This window comes from Variovorax paradoxus NBRC 15149, from assembly GCF_001591365.1.
Lineage (GTDB): Bacteria > Pseudomonadota > Gammaproteobacteria > Burkholderiales > Burkholderiaceae_C > Variovorax > Variovorax paradoxus.
The window spans coordinates 1,043,896-1,066,288 of sequence record NZ_BCUT01000002.1 but is presented as its reverse complement, the minus strand read 5'-3'; the positions used below and the strand labels follow the sequence as shown (position 1 = coordinate 1,066,288).

Genomic DNA, 22,393 nt, shown 5'->3' with positions numbered 1-22,393 from the left:
GAATACCAACACGCACCCAGGCGTGTCCTCTCAAGCCATCCTTGACTCTCTTTGAATCGCCCCGGATTGTGGGGCTCAAAGCTCTCGGGAGAGGATTGAGCCATGAAGAAGTCGAAGAAGTTCTCACCCGAGGTGCGTGAGCGCGCGGTGACGCTAGTGCAGGAGCACCGTGGGAAAACCCATTGCGATCGGCCGCGATCATCACCAAGGCGACCACGAGTGCGCTGGAAGGCAGGAAGGCGATCGGCGTGCCGGACTGGCAGTTGAACCTGGGCGCGGAATGGGACATGCTGTTCCTTCCGGGCCTGACGCTCACGGGCCGCATGATCCACACGGGCAAGACCGCCGTCGATCCTGCCAACACCCTGCACATCCCCGGCTGGAATCGTTTCAATGCCGGCGCGCGCTATGCGACGCGGCTCGGCGGCAAGCCCGTCACCTTCCGCATGAACGTGGAGAACCTGTTCGACAAGGACTACTGGGGCACGTCGGCCGCGGGCTACCTGTTCGTCGGTTCGCCGCGCACGCTGAGCCTCTCGGCCAGCATCGACTTCTAAGACCCGGCCGACGCGGCGCATGGATGTGCGCCCACAGGGCGGCGTTCGCCCGGCGGGCAGATTGGCGCTCACGCATGCCAGAGCACCACCAGAAGCCACCGCCGAAGAAAGCGAAGCCGACGACGCGGGCCGCCGTCCGCAAGCAACGCACCCGCGCCGCCTCTGAAGCACCCGTTGACCGCGTGCTGCACGAGGTGTTCGGCCATCGGCGGCTGCGGCCCGGGCAGCGCCGCGTGATCGATCGCGTGGTCGGCGGCGAATCGACGCTCGCCGTCATGCCCACGGGCGCCGGAAAATCGCTGTGCTACCAGGTGCCCGCGGTGCTCGCGCCGGGGCAGACGGTGGTGGTCTCGCCGCTGATCGCGCTCATGAAGGACCAGTGCGAGAAGCTGAACGCGACGGGCGTGAGCGCCGTGCAGCTCAACAGCCAGTGCACCGCACAGGAGATCGACGACGCACAGGCCGCCATTGCCGACGGTTCGGCGCGCGTGATCTTCAGCACGCCGGAGCGCCTGGCCGACGCCGATTTCCTCGCGCTGCTCCAGCGGCACCCGACCTCCTTGCTCGTGGTCGACGAGGCGCATTGCATCTCGCAGTGGGGGCACGACTTCCGGCCCGCCTACCTCGAGCTGGGCGCGGCGGTGCGCGCGCTGAACCATCCGGTGGTGCTGGCGCTCACGGCCACGGCAAACGGCGAAGTGGCCGGGGAGATCATGGAGAAGCTCGGCATTCCGCGCGCCGGCCTCGTCGACACCGGCGCGTACCGGCCCAACCTGCACTACGCGGTCGAGCCGGCGATGCGCGAGGAAGACAAGCTGCGGCGCGCGCTCGCGCTGGTGGCGGGCCTCAAGGGCAGCGGCATCGTCTACACCGCCACGGTGAAGGCGGCCGAGGCGTTCTTCGCCGAACTGGCGGCCGCCGGCGAGTCCGCGGGCCTGTACCACGGCCGGCGGCGCGCCGGCGAACGGCGCGCCGCACAGGACGCGTTCATGGCGGGCAAGCTGCGCGTGATGGTGGCCACCAATGCCTTCGGCATGGGGGTCGACAAACCGGACATCCGCTTCGTGCTGCACTACCAGATGCCCTCCAGCCTCGATGCCTACTACCAGGAGTCGGGCCGCGCCGGCCGCGACGGGGAGCGCGCCGACTGCATTCTTCTGTACCTGCGGCGCGACCGCGCCGTGCAGCAGTTCTTCCTGGCCGGCTGGCTGCCCGAGTTGGCCGAACTGCGTGCGCTGCAGCAGCAGCTGCTGCCGATGCCGAACGCAGCCGCGGCACCGGGCTGGAGCGAGGCGCAGCTCCAGCAGCGCGCGCGCCTGCCGCGCGGCAAGCTTCGCGTGCTGCTGAGCCTGCTGCGGCAGCAAGACCGGGTGGCGCGCGACCGCGAGGGACGGCTGCACTGGCGCGGGAAGCCGCCCCTCGAAGACGCCGAACTCGATGCGCTTCTGGACGAACACCGCGAGAAGCGCGAGCAGGACCGCGAGGCGCTGGAACGCATGACCTTCTATGCGACGACCGGCCTGTGCCGCTGGCAGGTGCTTCTGTCGGGCCTTGGAAGCGATGCGCTCGCGCAGCGCTGCGGCGCCTGCGACAACTGCGTGCGGCTGGCCCGCCACGAGCGCGAGCGCCGCGCGGCTGCGCGAGACGCGGCAGCAAAGGAAGAAGCAGACCCGCCGCAGCACGCCGCCGCTTTTGCCCGGGGAGCGTCGGTGCGCGTGCCGCGCTATGGGGTCGGATGCGTCACGGCCGCCGATGCGGTCTCCGTGACGATCGAATTTCCCGACGGCAGCCAGCGCTGCTTCCGGCCCGAGTTCGTGCGCCCGGTGCCCGCGCTTCGCCGGGCCTGAGGCCGGCGCGCAGCGCGAAAGCCTACTTGCCCGCGATCACGTGCCGCTTGTGCAGCGAGCTCGAAGCGTTCATGCCGGCGTCTTCGTCGACACCGATGCCCAGCCGGTCCACCAGCTCTCCGCCGAGCCAGGCCGTGACCATGGCAAGGGCCGCGCCTGCGAAGGACCAGGCCATCTGGCCCAGTTGCGGCGCATAGTCGCGGTCGCGCAGCAGAAAGCTCGCAACGAACAGCAGCAGGACGAGCACGTTGCCCCCGCCGTGCATGGCGCCGATGCGCTTGGCCCTGGTGCCCGAAGGAATGGCCAGCCAGTCGAGGGTTCCGAAAGGCGCGGCGAGCACGCCGCCCACCAGGCCGGCCGCGATCAGCCAGTATGAAACGGCGGCCATGACCTGGCTGTGTCCCGCCAGGTAGATGATGTCGAACACCACCGCAGTGGCGAGCAGCCCGAGCGGAAACACCACCAGCATCTGGTGCACCGAGTGGCCAAGGAAACGGACTCTTGCATGCATGGGATCACCTCCATTGCCTGAACCCCGCCATCTGAGCGGCAGCCGCAACCGGTCCCGCGCAAGCAAGTGCCGCCAGTGCGGGTCGGTACTTTCCTACTCGCCGGCTGCCGTCTCACAAGCGCAAGGGAAAAATTCAAACTCTCTTTATCGGCGCTGGATGACGCTCTGCAGTTGGCAACGCATCAGGCTGCGCGACATGGACAAGTTCTTCGCATCCTTCGCCAATGCCACGGCGCGCGCGGCCGGCAGTCCGATTGCATTCCTGATCTGTGTCGCGCTGGTCGTTGCCTGGGCGGCGGCGGGGCCCTTCTTCCATTTTTCCGAGAACTGGCAGCTGACCATCAACACCGGCACCACCATCGTCACCTTCCTGATGGTGTTCCTGATCCAGAACACGCAGAACCGCGACGGGGCGGCACTTCAGACCAAGCTCGACGAGCTGATCCGGTCATCGAACGCCGGCGACGAGTTCATGGGCATCGAGAAGCTCACTGACAAGGAGCTGGCCGAGCTGCACGAGAAATGCGAAGCGGCCGCCAAGAGAAGCCATGCCGCGCTCGACCGCACCCGCAGCGAGCGCGCACGGCGCGGCCACGGGGGCGCCCCCCAGGAAGGCGCTCAACCAACAGAAAGCAAAGCATGAAGAAATCCATCTGGAAACTGTATGGCTATGGCTGGGTCACGCTCGGCTTCTTCCTGGTGTCGCTGGTGGGCCACTGGGTCTTCGGCTGGTTCGCCTATGTGGACGAGCAGAAGCACTTCGGCGTGCCGCCGGAGGTGTCGGGCTACCTGATCCAGATGTCGAGGGACACGCTGGAGAACTGGCAGTCGGAGTTCCTGCAGCTGCTGTGGCAGATCGGCGGCCTGGCCTTCCTGCTCTATGTCGGCTCGCCGCAGTCCAAGGAAGGCGACGACCGCATGGAAGCCAAGATCGATGCGATCCTGGCGGCGGTCGACCCGAAGAACGCCGATGTCCTGATCGACGAGATCGACCGCGAATACGCCGGCCGGCACACCGACCTGCGCTGGACCAGGATGGCGAAGAAAGACGCATCCTGACGTGACGGCGGCGCGCGCGGCGCCGCCGCCGCCATGCGTCAGGAGCCGATGACCTGCAGGTCGCCGCTCGCGCCGAGCAGCTGGCGCACCTGCTGCGCGAGCGAGCCGAAGATGCGCCCCGCAAGGCTGGGCTCGTCGCGCCCGAAGACGATGCGGTCGCAGCCGAAGTCGCGGGCCGCCGCAACGATGGTCTCGGCGCTGCGGCCGATCGCCACGGTGCTGCTGCAGGACACGCCCGACATCGCGAGCAGGTTCTGCGCGAACTGCAGTTCCTCGGCGCCCGCGCTCTGCTGCAGCTCGCGCAGCTCCTGCGGGTCGAAGAACATCGCGACGTGGCCGGAGACCACGGGTTGCACCCGCAAGAGCCGCACAGCCGCCGGCTCCTGCCGGCAGATGCACACGACCTGCTCGATGGCCGCGCGCGTGCGGGCCGGCTCGGTCGGGTCGATGGGGACCAGAATGCGCCGTCTCACGCCGACACCTGCTTCAGGCCGACTGGTTGGCGGGTTCCGGCTGCTGTTGCCGGCTGGTCAGCCACTTGCCGATCGCCACGACGGAGATGGCGCCGATCGCGGGCACGATCGTGTGCAGCGCATGCTGGCTCGCGGCCCAGCCGGCGATCGACGGATCCGACATCGCCATTTCGCCGGCCACCCAGCCCAGCAGGGCGGCACCGAGCGTGATGATGATCGGGAAGCGGTCCATCAGCTTGAGGATCAGCGTGCTGCCGAAGATGATCAGCGGAATGCTGATCACGAGGCCGAACACCAGCAGCGGCACGTTGCCCTTGGCCGCGGCGGCAACGCCGACGACGTTGTCCAGGCTCATGACCAGGTCGGCGACCACGATGGTCTTGATGGCCGCAGCCAGGCTCGAATGGCCTTCCAGGTTCTCTTCGCCGTCATCGCCCTTGAGCAGGCCGATGCCGATCCAGAACAGCAGCGCGGCGCCCACCAGCTTGAGGTAGGGCAGCGTCAGCAGGTAGACCGCAAAGAAGGTCAGCACCACGCGCAGCACGATGGCGCCCATGCTGCCGAACAGGATCGCCTTCTTCTGCTGGGCAGGCGGCAGCGAGCGGGAAGCCATCGCGATGACGACGGCGTTGTCGCCGCTCAGGACGATGTTGATCAGGATGATCTGCGACAGGGCAATCCAGAAATCCGGACTGGTCAAAAACGACATGGGGGGTGTCTCCTCGAAGTGGACGCGGAACCACGGCGGTTCCGACGTGTTCGAGGCTACGGGCCGGCGCTGTCACCTTTCTGCCGGCTGGCTGTCAGCCACATGTCCCCCAGCTGTCAGCCAGCTTACAGGGCCGGCCTGGGCGGCACTGTTCAGGCTTGGCGCAGCGGGAAGAAGACGCTGAAGGTGTTGCCCACGCCGTCGATGTCTTCTTCCAGCGTGATGCGCGCGCCGTGCAGCGTGGCGATCTCGCTGACGATCGCCAGGCCCAGGCCGCTGCCGTCCTCCTGCGTGCCGAGCAGGCGGTGGAAGCGCTCGAAGATGCGCGCGCGCTCCTCCACCGGCACGCTGGGACCGTCATCGCTGATGGCCAGGCGGCACTGGTCGCTGTCGCTCTGGCCCACCTGCACGGTCACGCGGCCGCCCGCCTGGCTGTAGCGCACCGCGTTGTCGATCAGGTTGTTGATGAGCTCGCGCAGCCGGTCGCGGTCGGCGTTGATCACCAGCGGATGCTCGGCGCCTTCGAAACCCAGGTCGATGTCGCGCTTGAGCGCCTGCGGCACCCAGTCCATGCTGACCTCCAGCGCGTAGGCGTTCAGGTCCAGCGGCTGCAGCTGCATGGCGTCGAGCGCGCCGGGCTCGTTGCGCGCGAGCGAAAGCAGCTGGCGCACCAGCCGCGAGAGCCGGTCGGCGCTGATGTAGAGCTGCGCAAGCGAATGGCGCACGCGCTCGGGGTCGCTCTCGCGCAGCGCCAGTTCGATCTGCGCCTTCAGGCCGCTCACGGGCGTCTTCAGCTGGTGCGCGGCGTCGGCCACGAAGCGGTTCTGGAAATCGAAGGTGCGGCCGAGCCGCGCCATCAGCTCGTTGACCTCGTCCACCAGCGGCCGCACCTCGCCCGGCACGTCGTGGATGTCGATCGGGCTCAGGTCCAGGTGCGAGCGGTCCGACACCGCGCGGCGCAGCCGCTGCAGCGGCTCGAGCCCGCGCGAGATGCCGAACCAGACCACCGCCGTGGCCATCACGATCAGCAGCAGCTGCGGCACCACCACGTTGGCCAGCATCTCCCACGCAAGATGGGTGCGCTTGTGCAGCGTTTCGGCCACCTGCACCTGCACCATCGGCGCCTCGGGGTTGCCGCCGATGGGCATCGAGGCCACCAGCATCCGCACCGGCTCGCCGCGCACCGTGTCGCGGTAGAAGCGCGGCCTGGCGGGGTCGCCGGGGCGCGGCGGCGGCATTTCTTCATCGCCGCCCAGCGCCTTGCCGTCCTCGCTGGCCACGCGGTAGAAGAGCAGGTCGTCCTGGTCGAGCAGCAGGATGTTGCCCGCGGCCTCGGACAGGTCGAGCCGCGGCTGCAGGCCGTCGAGCTTCACGTGCAGCACGATCTCGCGCCCGATCTCGTACAGCGCGCGGTCGTAGGCGAGGTTGGAAAAACGCAGCGAGTTCCAGTAGGCGGCGCCGGTGTCCAGCACCAGCAGCACGGCCAGCGGACCGAGCAGCCAGGCCAGCAGCTTGCGCTGCAGCCTGGGCTCAGGTTTGCGCATCGCCGCGGTCCATCAGGTAGCCCATGCCGCGCACGGTGCGGATCTCGCATCCGAGCGGCTCGAGCTTCTTGCGCAGCCGGTAGACGTTGACCTCGATCGCGTTGTCGCCGACCTCGTCGCCCCATCCGTAGAGATGGTTGACCATCTGCTCCTTGCCCACTACGCGACCCTCGCGCATCATCAGCAGCTCCAGCACGGCGAGCTCGCGCGGCGACAGGTCCAGCGGCTTCTTGTCGTAGAACACGCGCCGGCCCACCGTGTCGAAGCGCAGCAGGCCGTGCTCGAGGTACGGCGTGGAATTGGTGCTTCGGCGCAGCAGCGCGCGCACGCGTGCTTCCAGCTCCGGCAGGTCGAAGGGCTTGGCCAGGTAGTCGTCGGCGCCCAGGTCGAGCCCGCGCACGCGGTCCTGCAGGGTGTCGAAGGCGGTCAGCATCAGCACCGGCATGGTGGACTTGCGGGCGCGCAGCCGCCGCAGCACGTCCAGCCCGCTGAGCTTGGGCAGGCCGATGTCGAGGATCGCCAGGTCGTAGATGCCGAGCGCGAGCGCATGGTCGGCCTCTTCGCCGGTGGAGACGATGTCCACCGCGTGGGCGGACTGCACCAGCGCGCGCGAGAGCGCGTCGGCCAGCACCTTGTCGTCTTCCACCAGCAGTATCCGCATTGATTCTCGCCCCGGCCGTATGCAGCCGAATATGCTAACCGCAATGCCCGGGGAGACGGGGCAACTCAGGAGCAGCTGTAGCTCGCGGCCAGGTTGGGGTCGCCCGAGGTGTGGTTCGCCTTGAGCGGATAGAGGCACAGCGGGCGCGACTTCACGGCCGGAAAGCTGGCGCTGGCCACCGTCGCCACTTCCACGCGCGCCGGCGGCTCGATGCCCTTTTCCACCCAGGCGGTCAGCAGTTCGTAGAGCTGCGCGTTGGTCGGCAGCGGAGGATTCGCATTGGCATTCGACGTGCCGTTGCTGAAGCCGTGGCCCATGCCGGGAACGAGGTAGAGCCGGTAGAAGCCCTGCGTGGCCGCCACGCCGCCCATCTGCGCGGCGACGCGGCTGTAGTAGTTGATCGTGCCTTGCGGCGGGATCAAGGTGTCGGCCAGGCCGTGATAGGAGATCAGCTTGCCCTTGCGGTCGCGGAACGCGCTCAGGTCGGCGCTGTCGGTGTTGATGTTGGCGAACGCGCCTTGCAGCGCCACGCCGCGGTCCCAGGCGTTGGCGAGCTGCGCGTACGTGAGCGATTTCCAGCGGTCGGCGCCATTGCCGGTGGCGTTGAGGAAGCTGGGCGTCGCGATCGTCGGATCCTGCAGTTCGAGCGCGACCATGTCGCTGGAGATGGGGAATGGCGTGGCGCCGGCCAGGCCCATGAGGCTGGCGCCGCGCGCCAGTCCGTACCACTTCTGCGCAGGCGCAGTGGCGGCCGCGAAGCCGTTGTCGGCCGCGGGGCTGGGCACCGAGCCGTCGGCCGTCTGGCCGTACCAGAACTTGTTGAACGCGAGCGCCTGGGCCGGGCTCACGCAGCCTGCGGTGGCGTTGCTGCCGCCATCGGCGGTGCAGATCACGGCCGCGTCGATGGTCGGGTCGTAGCGGCAGGCGGCAGGGTCCGGCACATAGCCCAGGTGAACGCCGCCGACCATGTCGCAGGCGTTGATCGCGGCATTCGAGACCGTGGTGTGCTGGTCCGCCGTGATCGCCACGCCGCCCAGGTCGCGCTGGACCACGATCTGCGGATAGAGCTCGGTCGTGATGAACCGGGTCCAGTTGTTGGCGGGCGCGCCGGCCAGGATGCCGTCGAAGTCGGCGGGGTTGGCCTGGGCCTCCTTGAGCCCCTGCCGCCCTCCTGTCGAGAAGCCGTTCCAGTAGGCGTACTTCGCGTCTTCGCCGTAGTAGGCCTTGGCCAGCGCCTTGGTCTTGACGGCCATCTCGTGGATGCCGCGCTCCGAGAAGTCCTTCCACAAAATCGTGTTGACGGTGCCGTCGGGGTTCATCGCGAAGGAGCCGTTGCTGATGGCATGGCCGGTGTCTGTGGTGGCGGAAACGGCACCCTCCACGCCCGCGGTGTCGCTGGCCGAACCGGCGCTGCCGGAGACCGGCGTGATGCCGGTGAGGATTCCATGGGTGCCGCCGGCCCAGCCGCCGCCGCCCTTCACATGGATGCGCCTGTTCCAGTTGGCCGCCGTGGGCAGCCAGATCTCGATGCCGATGCCTGGCGAGGTGGAGGGCGCGCCGGCCACGCCCGGGTTGCCCGGGCCGACATTGAGCTTGACGAAGCACAGGTCGTTCTGCGCGATGGGCGTGCTCGGCGATGCGGCGCCCGTCAGCAGCAGCGCCTCCCCTTTCTTGAAGGCCTTGACCAGCAGCACCGTGGTCGACGCATCGGGCGCGAAGCGGGTCTTCATGCTGTCGTCGCAGGCCAGCTTCTGCGCTGGCGGTGCGCCGGTGTCCGGCGGAACGCCCACGATGGGAAAGCCGCGAGGGCCACCGCTGCCTCCGCAGGCCGTGACGAGTGCTGCAATGCAGCAGAAAGTGGCGGCTTTGGAAGCGCCTGATCTTTTGACGGCCATCGTGGTCTCCAGACTGGAAATAAACTGCAGATGAAGATTCATCCGCCCGAGCCCCGGCGCGCCAGGGCTGCACGATGTTGCATCTTCAAAGCGATTTCCACGCTGGGGGAAACCACACGAAGTGAAAAGCGGAGATTCACGCTCGGCCGGGGCCGCCAAATGTCGAGCGATGGGGCGCACTTCAGTGCATGTGGATGCAGACAGTGGCCCTGCGGGGCCGGCTCAGGACGGCCCGGCGCCTTCCAGCAGTTGATCGGCGAGGCCTTCGATGTCGCCGCGCAGGGCCAATCGCTCGAGCCAGGCTGGCGGAATGGAAGACGCGCCGTAGTGCGCACCGGCCAGCTGCCCGCAGATCGCGGCCGTGGTGTCGGCATCGTCTCCCAGGTTGGCCGCGGCCAGCACGGCATCCTCGAACGACCCGGTGCCGAAGAAGCACCAAAGGGCCGCCTCGAGCGAATCGACACAGTATCCCGATCCCTTGATGGCCTCGCGCGGCTTGCCGACGTAGCCACCCGACGCGATGGCTGCGACCTTGTCGGACAGGGGTTCGGGGACTGCGGTTGCAAGAATGTGCTCCTTGCTTGCGCCCATCAACGCTGCCCGCAGTTGCAGCGCAAAGAGCTGCGAGCAATCGATGGCTTCGCACGCGCCATGCGTGGTTCGCGTGCTTTCGCCGGCAAACCGGAAGGTGTGGTCCGCGCTGGCGCGAAAGTACATCGGGACCGGTGCGAGCCGCATCAGCGCGCCGTTGCCGGCCGTCCTGGGGTCGGGGTCGCCAGCGAACGGATCGCGGGTCACGAGGTAGCGGTCCAGCGCCGTGGCCACCGTGATGCCGATGTCGAAGCACTCGCCGTTGCTGCTCAGGTAGCCGACGCTGCGCCAGTTGCAGTAGCGGTTCATCTGGTCGACGGCATCGAAGCCGCGCCGCCAGACCAGGCTCGTTGCCAGGCACAGCGCCATCGAGGTGTCGTCGGTCCATTCGCCCGGCTCCAGCCTGAATGGGCCGCCGCCAGCCATGCCGGTGACGGGCTCGAAAGTTCCGCGCGGCATGAACTCGACGGTCGTGCCCACCGCATCGCCGCAGGCGAGCCCGAGGAGGCAGCCGCGGTATCGCTCCTGGTCTTTCATGCGGTACCGCCCTGCGCGTTGTCCGCGGTCAACCCGAAGAAGAAATCGAGGATGTGGAAGTGGTCGTCATGGAACTGGTCCTCCATGCCGGCCAGCTGGTCGATGGGCACCCACCGGGCGTCCGCGGCGTCGTCGCCGGCGGTCAGTTCGGGCGGGCGGCGCGGGCCCAGGTCGAACCAGTGCGCGTGGGTGATGACGCGGCCGCGCTGGCTGCGGTCGGGGTGGTCGAACACCTGCACCGCCTTGAAGGCGGCTTCGATGTCGCTGTCCAGAAGGCGCAGGCCGGTTTCCTCTTCCAGCTCGCGCAAGGCCGACTGCCACACGGTCTCGCGCGGCTCGAGAAAACCGCCCGGCACCGCGAACAAACCCTTGCCAGGCGAGCGGCCGCGCCGGATCAGCAGCACCTGGCGCCCGCACTGGACGACCGCATCGACCGTGACGAAGACCGGCGGGTACGGCGAGCCGGCCCACAGCGCCTTCTCGCGGCGCAGGCTCTCCCATTCCTGCGCCAGCACCGCATAAGGCGGCAGGCGGGCCCAGGCGCGCAGGAACTGCAGCGTGCTCTCCGGCGCCTGGCCGGCGAGGGCTGCCAAGGCCGGCTCCAGCGAACCATCGTGGGCCGCCCCGAAATAGGCGTCGCGCAGCGCGCTCGCATGGATGTCGCCGCGGCGCCCGGCGTCGTCGAGCGCCCAGCCGGGAAAGTCGCGCAGGTAGCTGCTGGTCGCATCCTTCAGGTGCCCGACCAGCACGACCGACGGCTGGCCGGGATGCAGCCGGGCCAGGCCCTGCTTCACCGCCGCGACCCATCGCGCGGAGTCGTAGTGGTCGCGCACCGGCAGGAACTTCAGCCGCTGGCGCTCCGCTTCCGGCAGCGCGACGCGGATCATCTCGGCGCGCTCTTGCCAGGTGAAGGGATTGCGCGGCGTGCGCGCCTGGAAGGCCGAGCCGAGCACCACCACGCACTCGGGCGCGGCGGCGAGCGCGCGGTGCAGCAGCGCCAGCTGGGCGTTGTGGAAGATCTGGAAGCGTCCGATGTAGACGGCGACATCGGGCGCCTTGTTCGTGCTTGTCATCTTGTCATCCTCAGTTCCAGCGGGCCGCAATCGGCATCTGGCGGCCCGAGCCGAATGCCCGGGGCCTGACCCGAACGATGGGCGGCGACTGCCGCCGCTTGTACTCGTTGCGCGCGACCATGCCGCGGATGCGCTCGACCAGCGCCTCGCCCCCGGGCGTGGCGCGCAGCCGGTCGACGAAGCTGCGCGCCTGCGCGTACTCCTCCGCCCCGAGCCGCTCGCCTTCGATCAGCAGCTTGAGGACTTCGTCGAGCACGTCATACGGCGGCAGGCTGTCGGCGTCCTTCTGCCCCGGCGCCAGCTCGGCAGAGGGTTCCTTGTCGAGGATGGCCTGCGGGATGAGCTCGCGTCCGGCCTGTGCGTTCAAGTGTCGCGACAACGCGAAGACCTCGGTCTTGTAGAGGTCGCCGATCAGGCCCAGGCCACCGTTGGTGTCGCCATACAGCGTGCAGTAGCCGACCGAGATCTCGGACTTGTTGCCCGTGGTCAGCAGCAGGTGGCCGAAGCTGTTGGAGTAGCCCATGAGGACCGTGCCGCGCACGCGCGCCTGCAGATTTTCCAGCGCCACGCCTTGCAGCCCTTGGCCGAAGGCCGTCTCGAAGCCTTGCTCGAACTGCGAAACGACGCCCGCGATGGCATGCGCCTTGAGCGGCACGCCGAGGTTGCGGCACAGCCTTTCGGAATCGTCCACCGAGCCCGCCGAGGAAAAGCGCGACGGCATGGTGATGGCGACGACGTTCTGCGCGCCCAGCGCCTCGACCGCCAGCGCGAGCGTCAGCGCCGAATCAATGCCGCCGGACGAGCCGACCACCGCCTGCCGGAAGCCGCAGCGCCGCGCATAGTCGCGCAGGCCCAGCACGATCTGCTGGCGGTAGAACTCCAGCGTCGGCAGGCCTTGCGGCGGCACAGGCGGCGGTGCTTCGCCGGCCGGCGTGAGAAAGCGGCCGTCCTCGAAGCGCAGGGTGCGCAGGTCCTCCGCGAAGCGGTGCGCCTCGTACACCACGCCGGCCTGCGGCTCGACGGCGAACGAGGCCCCGTCATACACCAGCTGGTCGTGCCCGCCCACCTGGTTGACGTAGAGGATCGGCAGCCCGTTGCGGCGGCTGGCCGCGCCGAAGATGCGGTGCCGCTGCTCGCGCTTGCCGATGTTCGAGGGACTCGCGTTGATCGACACCACGAGGTCGGGCGCGGCATCGCGCATGCGGTCGAAGGGATTGACGAGGTAGTCCTCGCCCTCGTCGTTCCAGCCGTCCTCGCAGATCAGGAATCCCACGCGCGCGTCGCGGATGCGCAGCACGCGTGCCACGTCGGGGCCCGGCTCGAAGTGCCGGCGCTCGTCGAAGACGTTGTAGGTCGGCAGCAGCTGCTTGGCATATTCGAGCCGCACTTCGCCCGCGCAAATGACGCGCAGCACGTTGCGAAGCTTCTTGCCCGCGCCCTCGCGCCGCGCCGGCAGGCCGACCGCCCAGTGCAGCGCCGGCATCTCGCGCGAGGCCGAGAGCAGCTGCCCGAACGCCTCCTCCACGCGGTCCATGAAGCCCTCTTCCTCCAGGAGGTCGGCCGGGTAGTAGGCGGTGAGCGACAGCTCGGAGAAGACCACCAGGTCGGCCTCGTCGGCCGCGGCCCGGCGCGCGGCCTCGATCATCCGCGCGGCGTTGCCGGCCAGGTCGCCGATCATGGGGTTGAGCTGGGCGACAGTGATGCGGAGCATGGCCTCACCCCTCGATCTGGAAGACCTGGCGCAGGTAGGCCAGGAAGGTCTGGTCTTCGCACAGCGTCTTGCCCGGGCTGTCCGACAGCTTGGCCACCGGCTGGCCGTTGCAGGCCGTGAGCTTCATCACGATGTTCAGCGGCGTGAGGCCGACGTCGTTGCTCAGGTGGGTGCCGATGCCGAAGCCGGTCTGCGTGCGGTCGGCGAAGGTGCGGTACAGCCGGATCGCCGTTGGCAGGTCGAGCCCGTCGGAGAACACCAGCCGCTTGGTATGCGCATCGATGCGCAGCCTGGCGTAGTGCGCCAGCGCCTTCTCGCCCCAGGCGACCGGATCGCCCGAGTCGTGGCGAAGGCCGTCGAACAGCTTGGCGAAATACAGGTCGAAATCAGCCAGGAAGGCATCCATGCCGACCACGTCGGTCAGCGCCACGCCCAGGTCGCCGCGGTACTCCTGCACCCAGCCTTCGAGCGCGGCGTTCTGGAAGTCGCGCAGCCGCACGCCGAGCGCCTGGTAGGTCTGCAGGTACTCGTGCGCCATGGTGCCGATGGGCACCAGCTCCAGCTCCTTGGCCAGCAGCACGTTGGAGGTGCCCTTGAAATACATCGGCACCTCGCGCTTGAGCGTGCCGACCATTTCGCGCTGCCAGTCGCGGGAGAAGCGGCGCCGCACGCCGAAGTCGAAGAACTCGAATGGATGCCGCGCCGCCGGCTCTTCCGCAAAACCGCGCAGCAGTTCGATCTTGGCGTGCAGGCGCCGGCGGCCCTCGGCCAGCGCCGCCTCGGCATCGAAGCGGCGGAAGTACAGCTCGTTGACGATCGCGAGCACGAAGATCTCGAACGCCATCGTGTGCACCTGCGGGCCGACCGCACGGACGCGCAGCGCATCGCCTTCGGCCGCGGCGGTGATGAATTCGCGCTGGAAGCTGAAGATGCGCAGGAAGTCGACGAAGTCGCTCTTGATGTAGCGCAGGCCGCGCAGGTAGGCGAGTTCGCCGGGCGCAAAGCGCAGCGTGCACAGGTGGTCGAGTTGCGCGTTGACGTCCGCCAGCAGCTCGGCCAGCGGATAGGCCGGCTGGTTGCGGCACACGAAGCTGTACTCCGCCTGCGTCTGCGGGTGGCTGTGCAGCATGGCCTGCCACATCGTGAACTTGTACAGGTCGGTGTCGAGCAGGCTCTGGATGATCGGTTGCATGGTGTGCTCCTTGGGCGGGTTGGCGTCAGGCGTTGGCCGCCAGCAGTGCGCGCACTTCGGCGCTGCTGCGCAGCTGCGCGCCGCGCGCGGCCATGTCGTCGAGGAAGGCCTGGTGCTGCGCCTCGAAGCCGGTCACCGGGCTCATGCAGTCGGTGACGAGCACCAGCTTGGCGGGCCTGCCCGACGGCAGGTGGGCGGCGATGTGCTCGGTGGTGGCCTTCACGCAATGGCTGCTGGCTTCGCCCGCAATCACGATCAGGTCGGCGCGGTCGAGCGACGCGACCAGCCGCATGTTGAGCGCGGTGCCGGGATCCTCCGCATCCGGCACTTCGGCCTGGATGGCGCTGTAGTGCTCGGTCCAGGGATTGCTGCCCTTGGCGACCTTCTCCACCAGGCCGGCCTGTGCGTCTTCCCAGGCGTTGTAGGCGGCCTTGACGGCGGCATGCACGTTGTGGCCCCAGCTGCCGATCTCGCAGTGCACCGGCCACACCATCAGCGTGTAGCGGCCCCTGCGCTCGAGTTCGTCAAGGTAGGCCAGCGCGCGCGGCAGGGCCGCGGCGTCGCGGGGCCGGTAGTCGCCGCCGCGAACCTGCGCCGCGGTGATCGCGGTGAAGGGCGCCACCGCGCCGCCGCCGCGCGCCTGCCAGAACGTGGGATGCGCGATGTCGAACCTGTGGTGCGAGTCCAGCGTGACCGTGATGCCGGCGATGCCGCCTCCCCCTTCGCGGATCAGGCCGGCCAGCCTCAACATGTCGGCGTGGGCACCGGCCACCGGCAGGGCCGGCTGCAGCGGCGCGCCCGTGGCGGCGTCGATGCCGAGCCAGTCGGCCGGCAGGTCGCAGAAGTCGTTCTGCGGATCGATCACGAGGAGATGGATGTTCTGCTTCATGGCGGGGTCCTCTTGTGTTAGTTGTACTGTACAACTCTCTTTGGTTGCACTGTACAACCATGACGGAGAAAGTCAAGCCTCGGCGTCGCGCGGGCTGAAGGTGCGGGGAAACAGCGCCGCCTGGGACCGGTCGCGCAGCCGGTAGCCCATGGCCGGCCGGCCGGAGGCGCCCTCCACCATCCCCGCCTCTTCCATGAAGCCGCCATCGAGCATCCGCTTGCGGAAGGCGCTCTTGTCGACGGCTCGGCCGAGCACGACCTCGTAGGTGTGCTGCAGCTGCGGCAGCGTGAAGGGCTCGTTCAGCAGGAAGGCCGGCAGCGAGGTGTATTCCACCTTGCTGCGCAGCCGGGCGATGGCGCTGGCCAGGATCTCCGCATGATCGAACGCCAGGCGCTTGCGACCCGCGGCAGCGGCGTCCATCCATTCGACCTGCGCGGCATTCACGCCTTGGTCGGGCACCAGGTCCCGGGCCGGCATCAGCGCGAAGAAGGCGTGCGTGGCCGACCAGCCGCGCGGATCGCGATGCGCGCCGCCCCAACTGCCCAGCTGCTCGAGATACGGTGCGGCAACCCCGGTCTTCTCGCGCAGCTTGCGCAGTGCGCAGTCGAGCAGGCTGGCGTCCCTGTCGACGTCGATGAACCCGCCGGGAAGCGCCCAGCGCCCCGGAAAGGGATCGTCAGGGTTGCTCGGGCGACGTACCAGCATGACCTTCAGCGCATCTTCCAGCACGGTGAAGATGACCACGTCGACGGTGACCAGCGGCCTGGGAAAGTTCAGGCCGGCCTGCTTCTTGGGGGATGGCTTCAAGGCGCGAGCTCCTCTTGATTTGGGTTGTACAGAACAACTCTGGAGGGAGGAATATAGCGAGCGCGTGCGCGTCCGGGTTTTCCCAGGCAACGGCATTCCGATTAACGTATACATTAATTCATACGTTATTTGACCATCCGACCCGGACTCGTCCATGCCCACCCCGCGCACCACGACCCCACCCCCGGCTGCCTCGCCTGCGCTCTCGCGCACGGACGCGGCCTATGAAAGCCTGCGCCGGCGCATCCTCGACAACATATGGCCGCCCGGCCATCAGGCGCTGGAGCAGGAGATCGCGCTGGAGCTCGGCCTGAGCCGCACACCGGTGCGCGAAGCGCTGATCCGGCTCGAGCGCGAAGGCCTGGTGCAGGTGATCCCGCGCCACGGTATGCGCGTGCTGCCGATGTCGGCCACTGACATGCGCGAGATCTACGAGATCCTCACCGCGCTCGAAAGCCTGGCCGTCGAGATCGTGGCAACACGCCGCCCGTCGGACTCCGAGCTGGCGCCGCTGGTGCGCGCGACGCAGGCGATGGAACACGCATTGGCCAAGGACGATCTCGACGCCTGGGCACGCGCCGACGAGAGCTTCCATGCGCAGCTGGTCACCATGGCCGGCAACCGCCTGCTGACCGAGGCCGTCTTCAGTCACTGGGACCGCGCGCACCGCGCCCGCATGTTCACGCTGCGGCTGCGGCCCAAGCCGGTGAATTCAACGCAGGAACACACAGCGCTGGTGGAGTGCCTGCGCGCCGGCGATTCGGCCGGCGCATCGGCAGTGAACCGAGCCCACCGCCAGCGCGCGAGCCGCGAGCTGCTGGCGCTGTTCGAGCGCTACCGCCTGCAGCAGATGTAGCCCGGCTGGATGTTTTTTTCTTCTTCCCTTCTCACGCCACACAAGCCCCTCTCTCCCATGGAAAAGAACTACCGCATCGCCGTCCTGCCGGGAGACGGCATCGGCACCGAAGTCATGCACGCGGCGCAGGCCGTACTGGAAGCCGTGCAGCCGCGCGTCGGCCGTGCGCTGGCACTCGAATGGCTGCCGGCCGGCGCACAGCACTATCTCGACAGCGGCGTCGCGCTGCCCGAGACCACGCTGCGCCGCTGTGAGAGCGCGGACGCCATCCTGTTCGGTGCGATGGGCCTGCCGCACGTGCGCGGCGCCGACGGCACCGAGATCATTCCGCAGCTCGACCTGCGCATGCACTTCGACCTCTATGCCGGCGTGCGGCCGATCCGCACCTTCCGCGGCCTGCCCACGCCGTTGTCGAACCCTAAGGCCGAGCACATCGACCTGGTGCTGGTGCGCGAGAGCACCGAAGGCCTGTTCTATGCCCGCGGCCGCGGCGACGTACGCGGTGACCAGGAAGTGTTCGACACCATGCGTATCACGCGCCACGGCACGACACGCATCTGCGAATTCGCCTTCCGCCTGGCCGCACGCCGGGCCGAGCGGCTGGGCCGCGCAGGCCGCGTGACCAACGTGGACAAGGCCAACGTCTTCGCCTCGATGGCCTTCTTCCGCAAGGTGTTCGAGGAAGTCGCGGCGCGCCATCCGGCGGTGGCGGCCGACAGCGGCTATGTCGATGCGATGGCACTCAACCTGGTGATGAAGCCGTGGACCTACGACGTGCTGGTCACCGAGAACATGTTCGGCGACATCCTGTCGGACCTCATTGCCGCGCTGGTCGGCGGCATGGGCATGGCGCCCTCGGGCGACATCGGCGACAGGCACGCACTGTTCCAGCCGGCGCACGGCACCGCGCCCGACATTGCGGGCCAGGGCAAGGCGAACCCGACCGCGATGCTGCTGTCGGCCGCCATGATGCTCGAGTGGCTGGCTGAGCGCAGCGGTGACACCGCACTGGCCGACGGCGCGGCGCTGATCGAACGCGCGGTCGAGCAGGTGTTCGCCACCGGCCAGGTGCGGCCGATGGAGTTCGGCGGCATGCACAGCACGGCCGACATCACGCGCGCGGCCACCAACGCCCTGCGCGCGGCCTAGCTGCGCGACGCGGCAGTGCTGCCGGCGGCCACGCCCGCCGTCCCGTTTTCCAAACAACGCGGAGACAAAACCATGAAGCGCTTCCTGAACGCCGCCCTGCTCGCGACCGCGGCCCTCGCCGCACCGCTCGCCGTCCATGCCCAGGCGTGGCCCGCCAAGCCGGTCAAGATCGTCGTGCCCTCGCCGCCCGGCGGCAGCACCGACCAGATCGCCCGCGCCATCGGCCAGAAGCTGTCGCAGGCGTGGGGCCAGCCGGTAGTGGTGGAGAACCGGCCCGGCGCCGGCCTCACGTTGGGCGCCGACTATGTGGCCAAGTCGCCGGCCGACGGCTACACGCTGCTGATGGGTGCGGTGCACCACTCGATCGCGCAGTCGGTCTACAAGAAGCTGCCCTACGATTTCGGCAAGGACCTGGCGCCGATCACCGTGCTGGCCATCGTGCCCAACGTGCTGATCGTATCGGCCGCCAACCCTGCGAAGAACGTGGCCGAGCTTATCGCGCAAGCCAAGGCGAACCCCGGCAAGCTCAGCTACGGCAGCACCGGTGCCGGCACCGCGCACCACCTCATCGGCGAGCAGTTCAACGACATGGCCGGCACCGACATCCTGCACGTCGCCTACAAGGGCAGCAGCCCGGCGCTGGTCGACCTCATGGGCGGACAGACGACGATGATGTTCGACACGGTGGCCTCCTGCTTGCCGCTCATCAAGGGCGGCAAGCTGCGCCCGCTGGCGGTGGCCACGGCCAGACGCTCGTCGGCACTGCCCGAGGTGCCGACGCTGTCGGAAGCGGGTCTCACCGGTTTCGACATCGCGACCTGGTTCGGTCTGATGGCGCCGGCCGGCACGCCCAAGGCCGTGGTCGACAAGATCCACGCCGATTCCACCCGAATCCTCGCGATGCCCGAGATGAAGAAGCAATGGCTGGAGATGGGCGCGGAGCCGATCGGCAACACGCCCGAGCAGATGGCCGCTCAGATACAGGCGGAGATCGCGAAATTCGCGGCGCTCGCCAGCAAGGCCAAGTTGAGCCTCGACTGACGCCGACGGAAAGATTGAAAATCATGACCCACGCACTGCTCGTCGACTTCCAGATCCACCCCGAGCGAGCCGAAGCCTTTGCCGAAGCCATCGCACACAATGCGCAGCGTTCGCTCGGCGACGAGCCGGGTTGCAGCCGCTTCGATGTATGCCGCGACCCGGCCGACCCTGGCGCCTTCTTCCTCTACGAGCTGTACGACGATCCAGCGGCCATCGAGGCCCACCTGGCTGCGCCGCACTTCCTTGCGTTCGACGCGATGACGCGCGACTGGGTCGTGCGCAAGTCGGTGCGAACCCGCGTGCTGGTGGGTGCGTAACCCTCGGGCATGGAGCGATCGCGGAACTGCTCGCGAAGCCTGCCTTTATTTCATCCTTGCCAAGGCCCCGTCGCATCCCGCCTTGAGATGGAACGGGGCGTGCGTCAAGCCAGCGACGGATGCTGAACCCGCAAGGCCCCACCGCCGCCTGGACGTCGACCTCGAAGCGCTTGATGAACTCAGGCGAGTCGTTGAGCGCGTGGCCGAAACCTTGCTGCGGATCGCTAAAGTGGAGGTGTTCAAGCCGCCCTTCACGCTGCCGGGGTTCGCCGTCAAGCAGCACTGGCACGAGCGGTATCAGCAGGACCCTTCCAACAGGTGGCTGAGGTCGGTGATTGCCGATCTCTTTCTGGAGCGTTAGCGCGGGAGCACCGGCTGTGACGCTCAGGCGCGTGCGGAAATCGCAAGTGAGTCGTCGGGATGATTGCTTTCGCCGTCACCTGCCGCCGGCCTTGCCCACCTTTTTGCCCACATCGCACACTCTCTCGCGCAAGCCATCGAAATGGGCCGCGTCTACCACTGCGACGGGCGCCGAGAGGCCTCCTTGGAGCAGCAGACTACGCAGCTGGAGCCGCTGCTGGTCCTTTCGGATGATCTCGTGCACATCCTCACTGCTTGTGCCGTGGCCGCATTCGAACATTTGCTCGTCCACGAACGACTTCATGGCTTCCGGCAGGGATACGTCATGGTGCTCATGGGAGAAGTTTATGCTGTTTGCAAGCAGGTCTCGTCCAGGTGGATTCATTTCTGCAGAGTCCATCTACCCCGCCGCAGCAAGACGGATCACATGCCCTGCAGCTCGAGCCACTCCCAGGGCTTGTAGGCCCACTCGTATTTTTCGCACGCATAGGACACCAGGATGCCGACGGCTTCCTCGGCGCTGACCGGCTCGGCCGCGCGGTAGTGCGCCCCGGGAGTGACCAGCTGATGCTCCAGATGAAAGCCCTCGGCGTCGGCGAACACCTGCATGTAGGTTCCGCCGCGCCGCTCAACGATTGCGAACGCCGACGGGCTGTCCTGCAGCAATGGAATCCAGTGGCGGATGTTGGCTTCGTTCGCCGGCTCGGCCACACCGAGCTCGGGGCACTCCAGCATGGGCTCCTGGTATTCCGCACCGATGTCGAAAAGAAGATGTTCCTGTGCGGTGGGCGCACCGTTCCTGAAGATGGCGATCAGGAAGCAATCGCGGATGTCGAGGGGCACATGGACCAGCAATGCATCCTGCGCCTGCGAGCGGCGGGCAAAGACCTGCGCCAATGGCGGAGCCGTCCATGCCTTCAATTGCAGGGGGCCGCGAAGGCTGTGCGCAAGCGCCATGGCGCCTTGCTTGACCGCATCGCTTCCGGCGTGATCCTCGGTGCCTCCGTGGAGCAGGTCGATGTATTCGTGGAGTTGCATGAGCCTCGAGGAAGGCGGCGCCGGTTTGCGAGAAAAGAACATCCGATGCAGTTCCTGTCACTGTTTGAGCGATGCCCGGCGGGCCAGCCATGGCTTGACGATGGCGTACCACGCGCAGAGCGGCCAGAGCACCACAGCCGAAGCCGCGGCGAGAAGCAGCATGTCGATCAGGAGCTCGGCGCCTGGCACGTAGCAATCCGGTGTGGCGGGGCACCCGATTGCGCGGCGGTAGCTTTCGTGGAAACGGTATTGCACAACCGGCAGGGCCGCTGCCACGGCCCACCACAGCACGCGCAGAACGCTGCGCAGCAGTTCCAACCATCTCATGGCAAGTGCTCTACTGCAGCCACCGCAGATTGGCCCAGAAGCTGTCGCCAAACCGAGTGGCGCAGAAACCGCAGGCGGCGACGGCGAGCGCCGCGTGGTTCGATCTTCATGCGCTGCCCTCCTGCGGCCGGACGACCGCTCCCGGCTCGTATTCTGCCTTCGGGACCGACGAGGATCGCCGGGCCGAAGCCGGCGCCCACGGCTAGGCCGCCTCCTCGCCCGCTTCCGCAACCAGGTTGTGATTGCCGTTGCGGTCCAGCCTGTCGCACAGATCGCTGGAGACGCCGCTGCCAACCTTGCGCACGAACCACATGCCCGACGCGACGATCTCCTCGTAGTCCGACGTGTGGAACCACCGCGACAGCGAGGGATCGATCAGGTGCAGGTTCGCCGCGTCCCAGACGCCGCTTCCGCTGACGGGCTCCACGGTGTGCTGCAGCGGGGAGTTTGCAAGCAGCGTATGAAAGTAGATTTCGTCGGGCGCCTTGGAGAACCGAAGGAATCGCTTCACGGACGTTTCATGCGGATACGACACGAGGTAGCTCACGGCTTCAGGGGTCAGCGCCCACCATTGGGAACCGAAGTGCCACTGCGCAAAGAGCGGGAACGACCGGCGCCCGAGCTTGCCGACGAATTGCAGAAGGCCGCGCGACAGCCGCACCAGGGTGAATTTCCGTCCATCCACGGGAAGGTCCTGGTAGAACCAGAAGTGGCGGACTCGCTCATGCAGTTTGCGCGTGCTTGCCAGCGGAATCATCTTGATGAAGTTCGTGTCGACATGCAGCTGCGAGAAGGTGCGGAATTCTTCCAGCGGGCGCAAGGGATAGCAGTTGCCCGAAAGCAGCATGAAATGGCTCACCTGCGACACCTCGCATTCCGCGAGCGCGGTGCGCATGAGCTTCAGGGTGGCATCGACCTGGGAGATGGCGCCCCAGCGCACATCGACACGGTCCTTCACGTAACTTACGCGCGGATCGTCGATCCGGAACGCGGAAAGCTCGGCCTTGGCATCGACATGGACAATGCAGCGGCCGACCGAAACCAGCCGCCGCAGCAAGCGCTTTGCCTGCTGTGGATCCGCATGAACAAGCAAAAGGAATACCGGGCTCATGTCACGATGGCAGTACGTCTGATCGGCTGCTGCCTGACCTGGCGAATGGCCCTGGAGAGTTCTCTCAAAGCCGCAGCGGCCAGCAGCTATCGTACGACAAGCGCCCGGTCGAGCGCATCGGATGGGTACCCAGGTGGC

At 67.7% G+C, this 22,393-nt stretch carries 25 protein-coding genes; 9 read left to right on the top strand and 16 right to left on the bottom strand.

Features of this window, described 5'->3' with window-relative positions; all coding sequences use genetic code 11:
• Positions 1–182 precede the first annotated feature (182 nt).
• Complete coding sequence (locus tag VPA02S_RS19925) at positions 183–557, top strand: TonB-dependent receptor domain-containing protein (protein ID WP_018906954.1); 375 nt, start codon at positions 183–185, stop codon at positions 555–557.
• 74 nt (positions 558–631) lie between these two features.
• Positions 632–2,404, top strand: a complete 1,773-nt coding sequence (locus VPA02S_RS19920) for a RecQ family ATP-dependent DNA helicase (RefSeq protein ID WP_062365288.1) — start codon at positions 632–634, stop codon at positions 2,402–2,404.
• A 22-nt stretch (positions 2,405–2,426) separates the two neighbouring features.
• Here VPA02S_RS19920 and VPA02S_RS19915 read toward each other — a convergent pair whose 3' ends face one another.
• Positions 2,427–2,915 carry a DUF2231 domain-containing protein gene (locus VPA02S_RS19915; RefSeq protein ID WP_018906952.1) on the bottom strand — a complete coding sequence of 163 codons (489 nt, stop codon included), beginning with the start codon at positions 2,913–2,915 and terminating at the stop codon, positions 2,427–2,429.
• 196 nt (positions 2,916–3,111) lie between these two features.
• Here VPA02S_RS19915 and VPA02S_RS19910 point away from each other — a divergent pair, with 196 nt between their 5' ends.
• Together VPA02S_RS19910 and VPA02S_RS19905 are read left to right on the top strand one after the other, a co-directional pair.
• Positions 3,112–3,558, top strand: a complete 447-nt coding sequence (locus tag VPA02S_RS19910; protein ID WP_062365423.1) for a low affinity iron permease family protein — start codon at positions 3,112–3,114, stop codon at positions 3,556–3,558.
• The gene (locus VPA02S_RS19905; protein WP_015866315.1) at positions 3,555–3,974 is read left to right on the top strand and encodes a DUF6766 family protein; all 420 of its coding nucleotides are present in this window, start codon (positions 3,555–3,557) and stop codon (positions 3,972–3,974) included. The genes VPA02S_RS19910 and VPA02S_RS19905 overlap by 4 nt, the downstream gene beginning before the upstream one ends.
• Before the next feature lie 38 nt (positions 3,975–4,012).
• Here the strand turns inward: VPA02S_RS19905 and VPA02S_RS19900 are convergent, their stop codons facing one another.
• The 11 genes from VPA02S_RS19900 to VPA02S_RS19850 all read right to left on the bottom strand — a co-directional run bounded on the left by VPA02S_RS19900 (position 4,013) and on the right by VPA02S_RS19850 (position 16,056).
• On the bottom strand, positions 4,013–4,447 hold the full coding sequence (locus VPA02S_RS19900; RefSeq protein WP_062365287.1) for a universal stress protein: 435 nt from the start codon (positions 4,445–4,447) through the stop codon (positions 4,013–4,015).
• Positions 4,448–4,460: 13 nt separating this feature from the next.
• Positions 4,461–5,156, bottom strand: a complete 696-nt coding sequence (locus VPA02S_RS19895) for a TerC family protein (RefSeq protein WP_015866313.1) — start codon at positions 5,154–5,156, stop codon at positions 4,461–4,463.
• Positions 5,157–5,308: 152 nt separating this feature from the next.
• Positions 5,309–6,700: a sensor histidine kinase gene (locus VPA02S_RS19890; protein ID WP_062365286.1), complete on the bottom strand. Its 1,392-nt coding sequence runs from the start codon at positions 6,698–6,700 to the stop codon at positions 5,309–5,311.
• Positions 6,687–7,361, bottom strand: coding sequence for a response regulator (locus tag VPA02S_RS19885; protein ID WP_015866311.1), 675 nt, complete (start codon positions 7,359–7,361; stop codon positions 6,687–6,689). The genes VPA02S_RS19890 and VPA02S_RS19885 overlap by 14 nt, the downstream gene beginning before the upstream one ends.
• Positions 7,362–7,426: 65 nt before the next feature.
• On the bottom strand, positions 7,427–9,256 hold the full coding sequence (locus VPA02S_RS19880) for a tannase/feruloyl esterase family alpha/beta hydrolase (RefSeq protein WP_062365285.1): 1,830 nt from the start codon (positions 9,254–9,256) through the stop codon (positions 7,427–7,429).
• 222 nt (positions 9,257–9,478) lie between these two features.
• Positions 9,479–10,384, bottom strand: a complete 906-nt coding sequence (locus VPA02S_RS19875; RefSeq protein WP_062365284.1) for an ADP-ribosylglycohydrolase family protein — start codon at positions 10,382–10,384, stop codon at positions 9,479–9,481.
• On the bottom strand, positions 10,381–11,457 hold the full coding sequence (locus tag VPA02S_RS19870; protein ID WP_062365283.1) for an NUDIX domain-containing protein: 1,077 nt from the start codon (positions 11,455–11,457) through the stop codon (positions 10,381–10,383). The genes VPA02S_RS19875 and VPA02S_RS19870 overlap by 4 nt, the downstream gene beginning before the upstream one ends.
• Positions 11,458–11,467: 10 nt before the next feature.
• Complete coding sequence (locus tag VPA02S_RS19865; RefSeq protein WP_062365282.1) at positions 11,468–13,168, bottom strand: NAD+ synthase; 1,701 nt, start codon at positions 13,166–13,168, stop codon at positions 11,468–11,470.
• 4 nt (positions 13,169–13,172) lie between these two features.
• Positions 13,173–14,360, bottom strand: a complete 1,188-nt coding sequence (pncB, locus tag VPA02S_RS19860; RefSeq protein ID WP_062365281.1) for a nicotinate phosphoribosyltransferase — start codon at positions 14,358–14,360, stop codon at positions 13,173–13,175.
• 25 nt (positions 14,361–14,385) lie between these two features.
• Positions 14,386–15,249, bottom strand: a complete 864-nt coding sequence (locus VPA02S_RS19855) for a cysteine hydrolase family protein (RefSeq protein WP_062365280.1) — start codon at positions 15,247–15,249, stop codon at positions 14,386–14,388.
• Between the two features lie 72 nt (positions 15,250–15,321).
• Positions 15,322–16,056: an NUDIX hydrolase gene (locus tag VPA02S_RS19850; RefSeq protein WP_018906944.1), complete on the bottom strand. Its 735-nt coding sequence runs from the start codon at positions 16,054–16,056 to the stop codon at positions 15,322–15,324.
• Between the two features lie 154 nt (positions 16,057–16,210).
• Here VPA02S_RS19850 and VPA02S_RS19845 point away from each other — a divergent pair, with 154 nt between their 5' ends.
• The 5 genes from VPA02S_RS19845 (at position 16,211) to VPA02S_RS31935 (ending at position 19,780) form a co-directional block, all read left to right on the top strand.
• Positions 16,211–16,912 (top strand): GntR family transcriptional regulator, encoded by a 702-nt coding sequence (locus VPA02S_RS19845; protein WP_015866303.1) that lies wholly within the window; start codon positions 16,211–16,213, stop codon positions 16,910–16,912.
• 57 nt (positions 16,913–16,969) lie between these two features.
• Positions 16,970–18,061, top strand: a complete 1,092-nt coding sequence (locus VPA02S_RS19840) for an isocitrate/isopropylmalate dehydrogenase family protein (RefSeq protein ID WP_062365279.1) — start codon at positions 16,970–16,972, stop codon at positions 18,059–18,061.
• 72 nt (positions 18,062–18,133) lie between these two features.
• The gene (locus VPA02S_RS19835; RefSeq protein ID WP_062365278.1) at positions 18,134–19,102 is read left to right on the top strand and encodes a tripartite tricarboxylate transporter substrate binding protein; all 969 of its coding nucleotides are present in this window, start codon (positions 18,134–18,136) and stop codon (positions 19,100–19,102) included.
• A 23-nt stretch (positions 19,103–19,125) separates the two neighbouring features.
• On the top strand, positions 19,126–19,419 hold the full coding sequence (locus VPA02S_RS19830) for a putative quinol monooxygenase (protein WP_062365277.1): 294 nt from the start codon (positions 19,126–19,128) through the stop codon (positions 19,417–19,419).
• Between the two features lie 82 nt (positions 19,420–19,501).
• Positions 19,502–19,780 (top strand): type 2 periplasmic-binding domain-containing protein, encoded by a 279-nt coding sequence (locus tag VPA02S_RS31935; RefSeq protein WP_162269823.1) that lies wholly within the window; start codon positions 19,502–19,504, stop codon positions 19,778–19,780.
• 75 nt (positions 19,781–19,855) lie between these two features.
• Here VPA02S_RS31935 and VPA02S_RS19825 read toward each other — a convergent pair whose 3' ends face one another.
• The 4 genes from VPA02S_RS19825 to VPA02S_RS19810 all read right to left on the bottom strand — a co-directional run bounded on the left by VPA02S_RS19825 (position 19,856) and on the right by VPA02S_RS19810 (position 22,255).
• Positions 19,856–20,179 carry a hypothetical protein gene (locus VPA02S_RS19825; protein ID WP_310649287.1) on the bottom strand — a complete coding sequence of 108 codons (324 nt, stop codon included), beginning with the start codon at positions 20,177–20,179 and terminating at the stop codon, positions 19,856–19,858.
• A 23-nt stretch (positions 20,180–20,202) separates the two neighbouring features.
• A complete protein-coding gene (locus VPA02S_RS19820; protein ID WP_155736606.1) occupies positions 20,203–20,817 on the bottom strand; it encodes a hypothetical protein in 615 nt (204 codons plus the stop codon).
• Positions 20,818–20,874: 57 nt separating this feature from the next.
• Complete coding sequence (locus VPA02S_RS19815) at positions 20,875–21,144, bottom strand: hypothetical protein (RefSeq protein WP_062365274.1); 270 nt, start codon at positions 21,142–21,144, stop codon at positions 20,875–20,877.
• 202 nt (positions 21,145–21,346) lie between these two features.
• On the bottom strand, positions 21,347–22,255 hold the full coding sequence (locus VPA02S_RS19810; RefSeq protein WP_062365273.1) for a beta-1,6-N-acetylglucosaminyltransferase: 909 nt from the start codon (positions 22,253–22,255) through the stop codon (positions 21,347–21,349).
• Positions 22,256–22,393 lie beyond the last annotated feature (138 nt).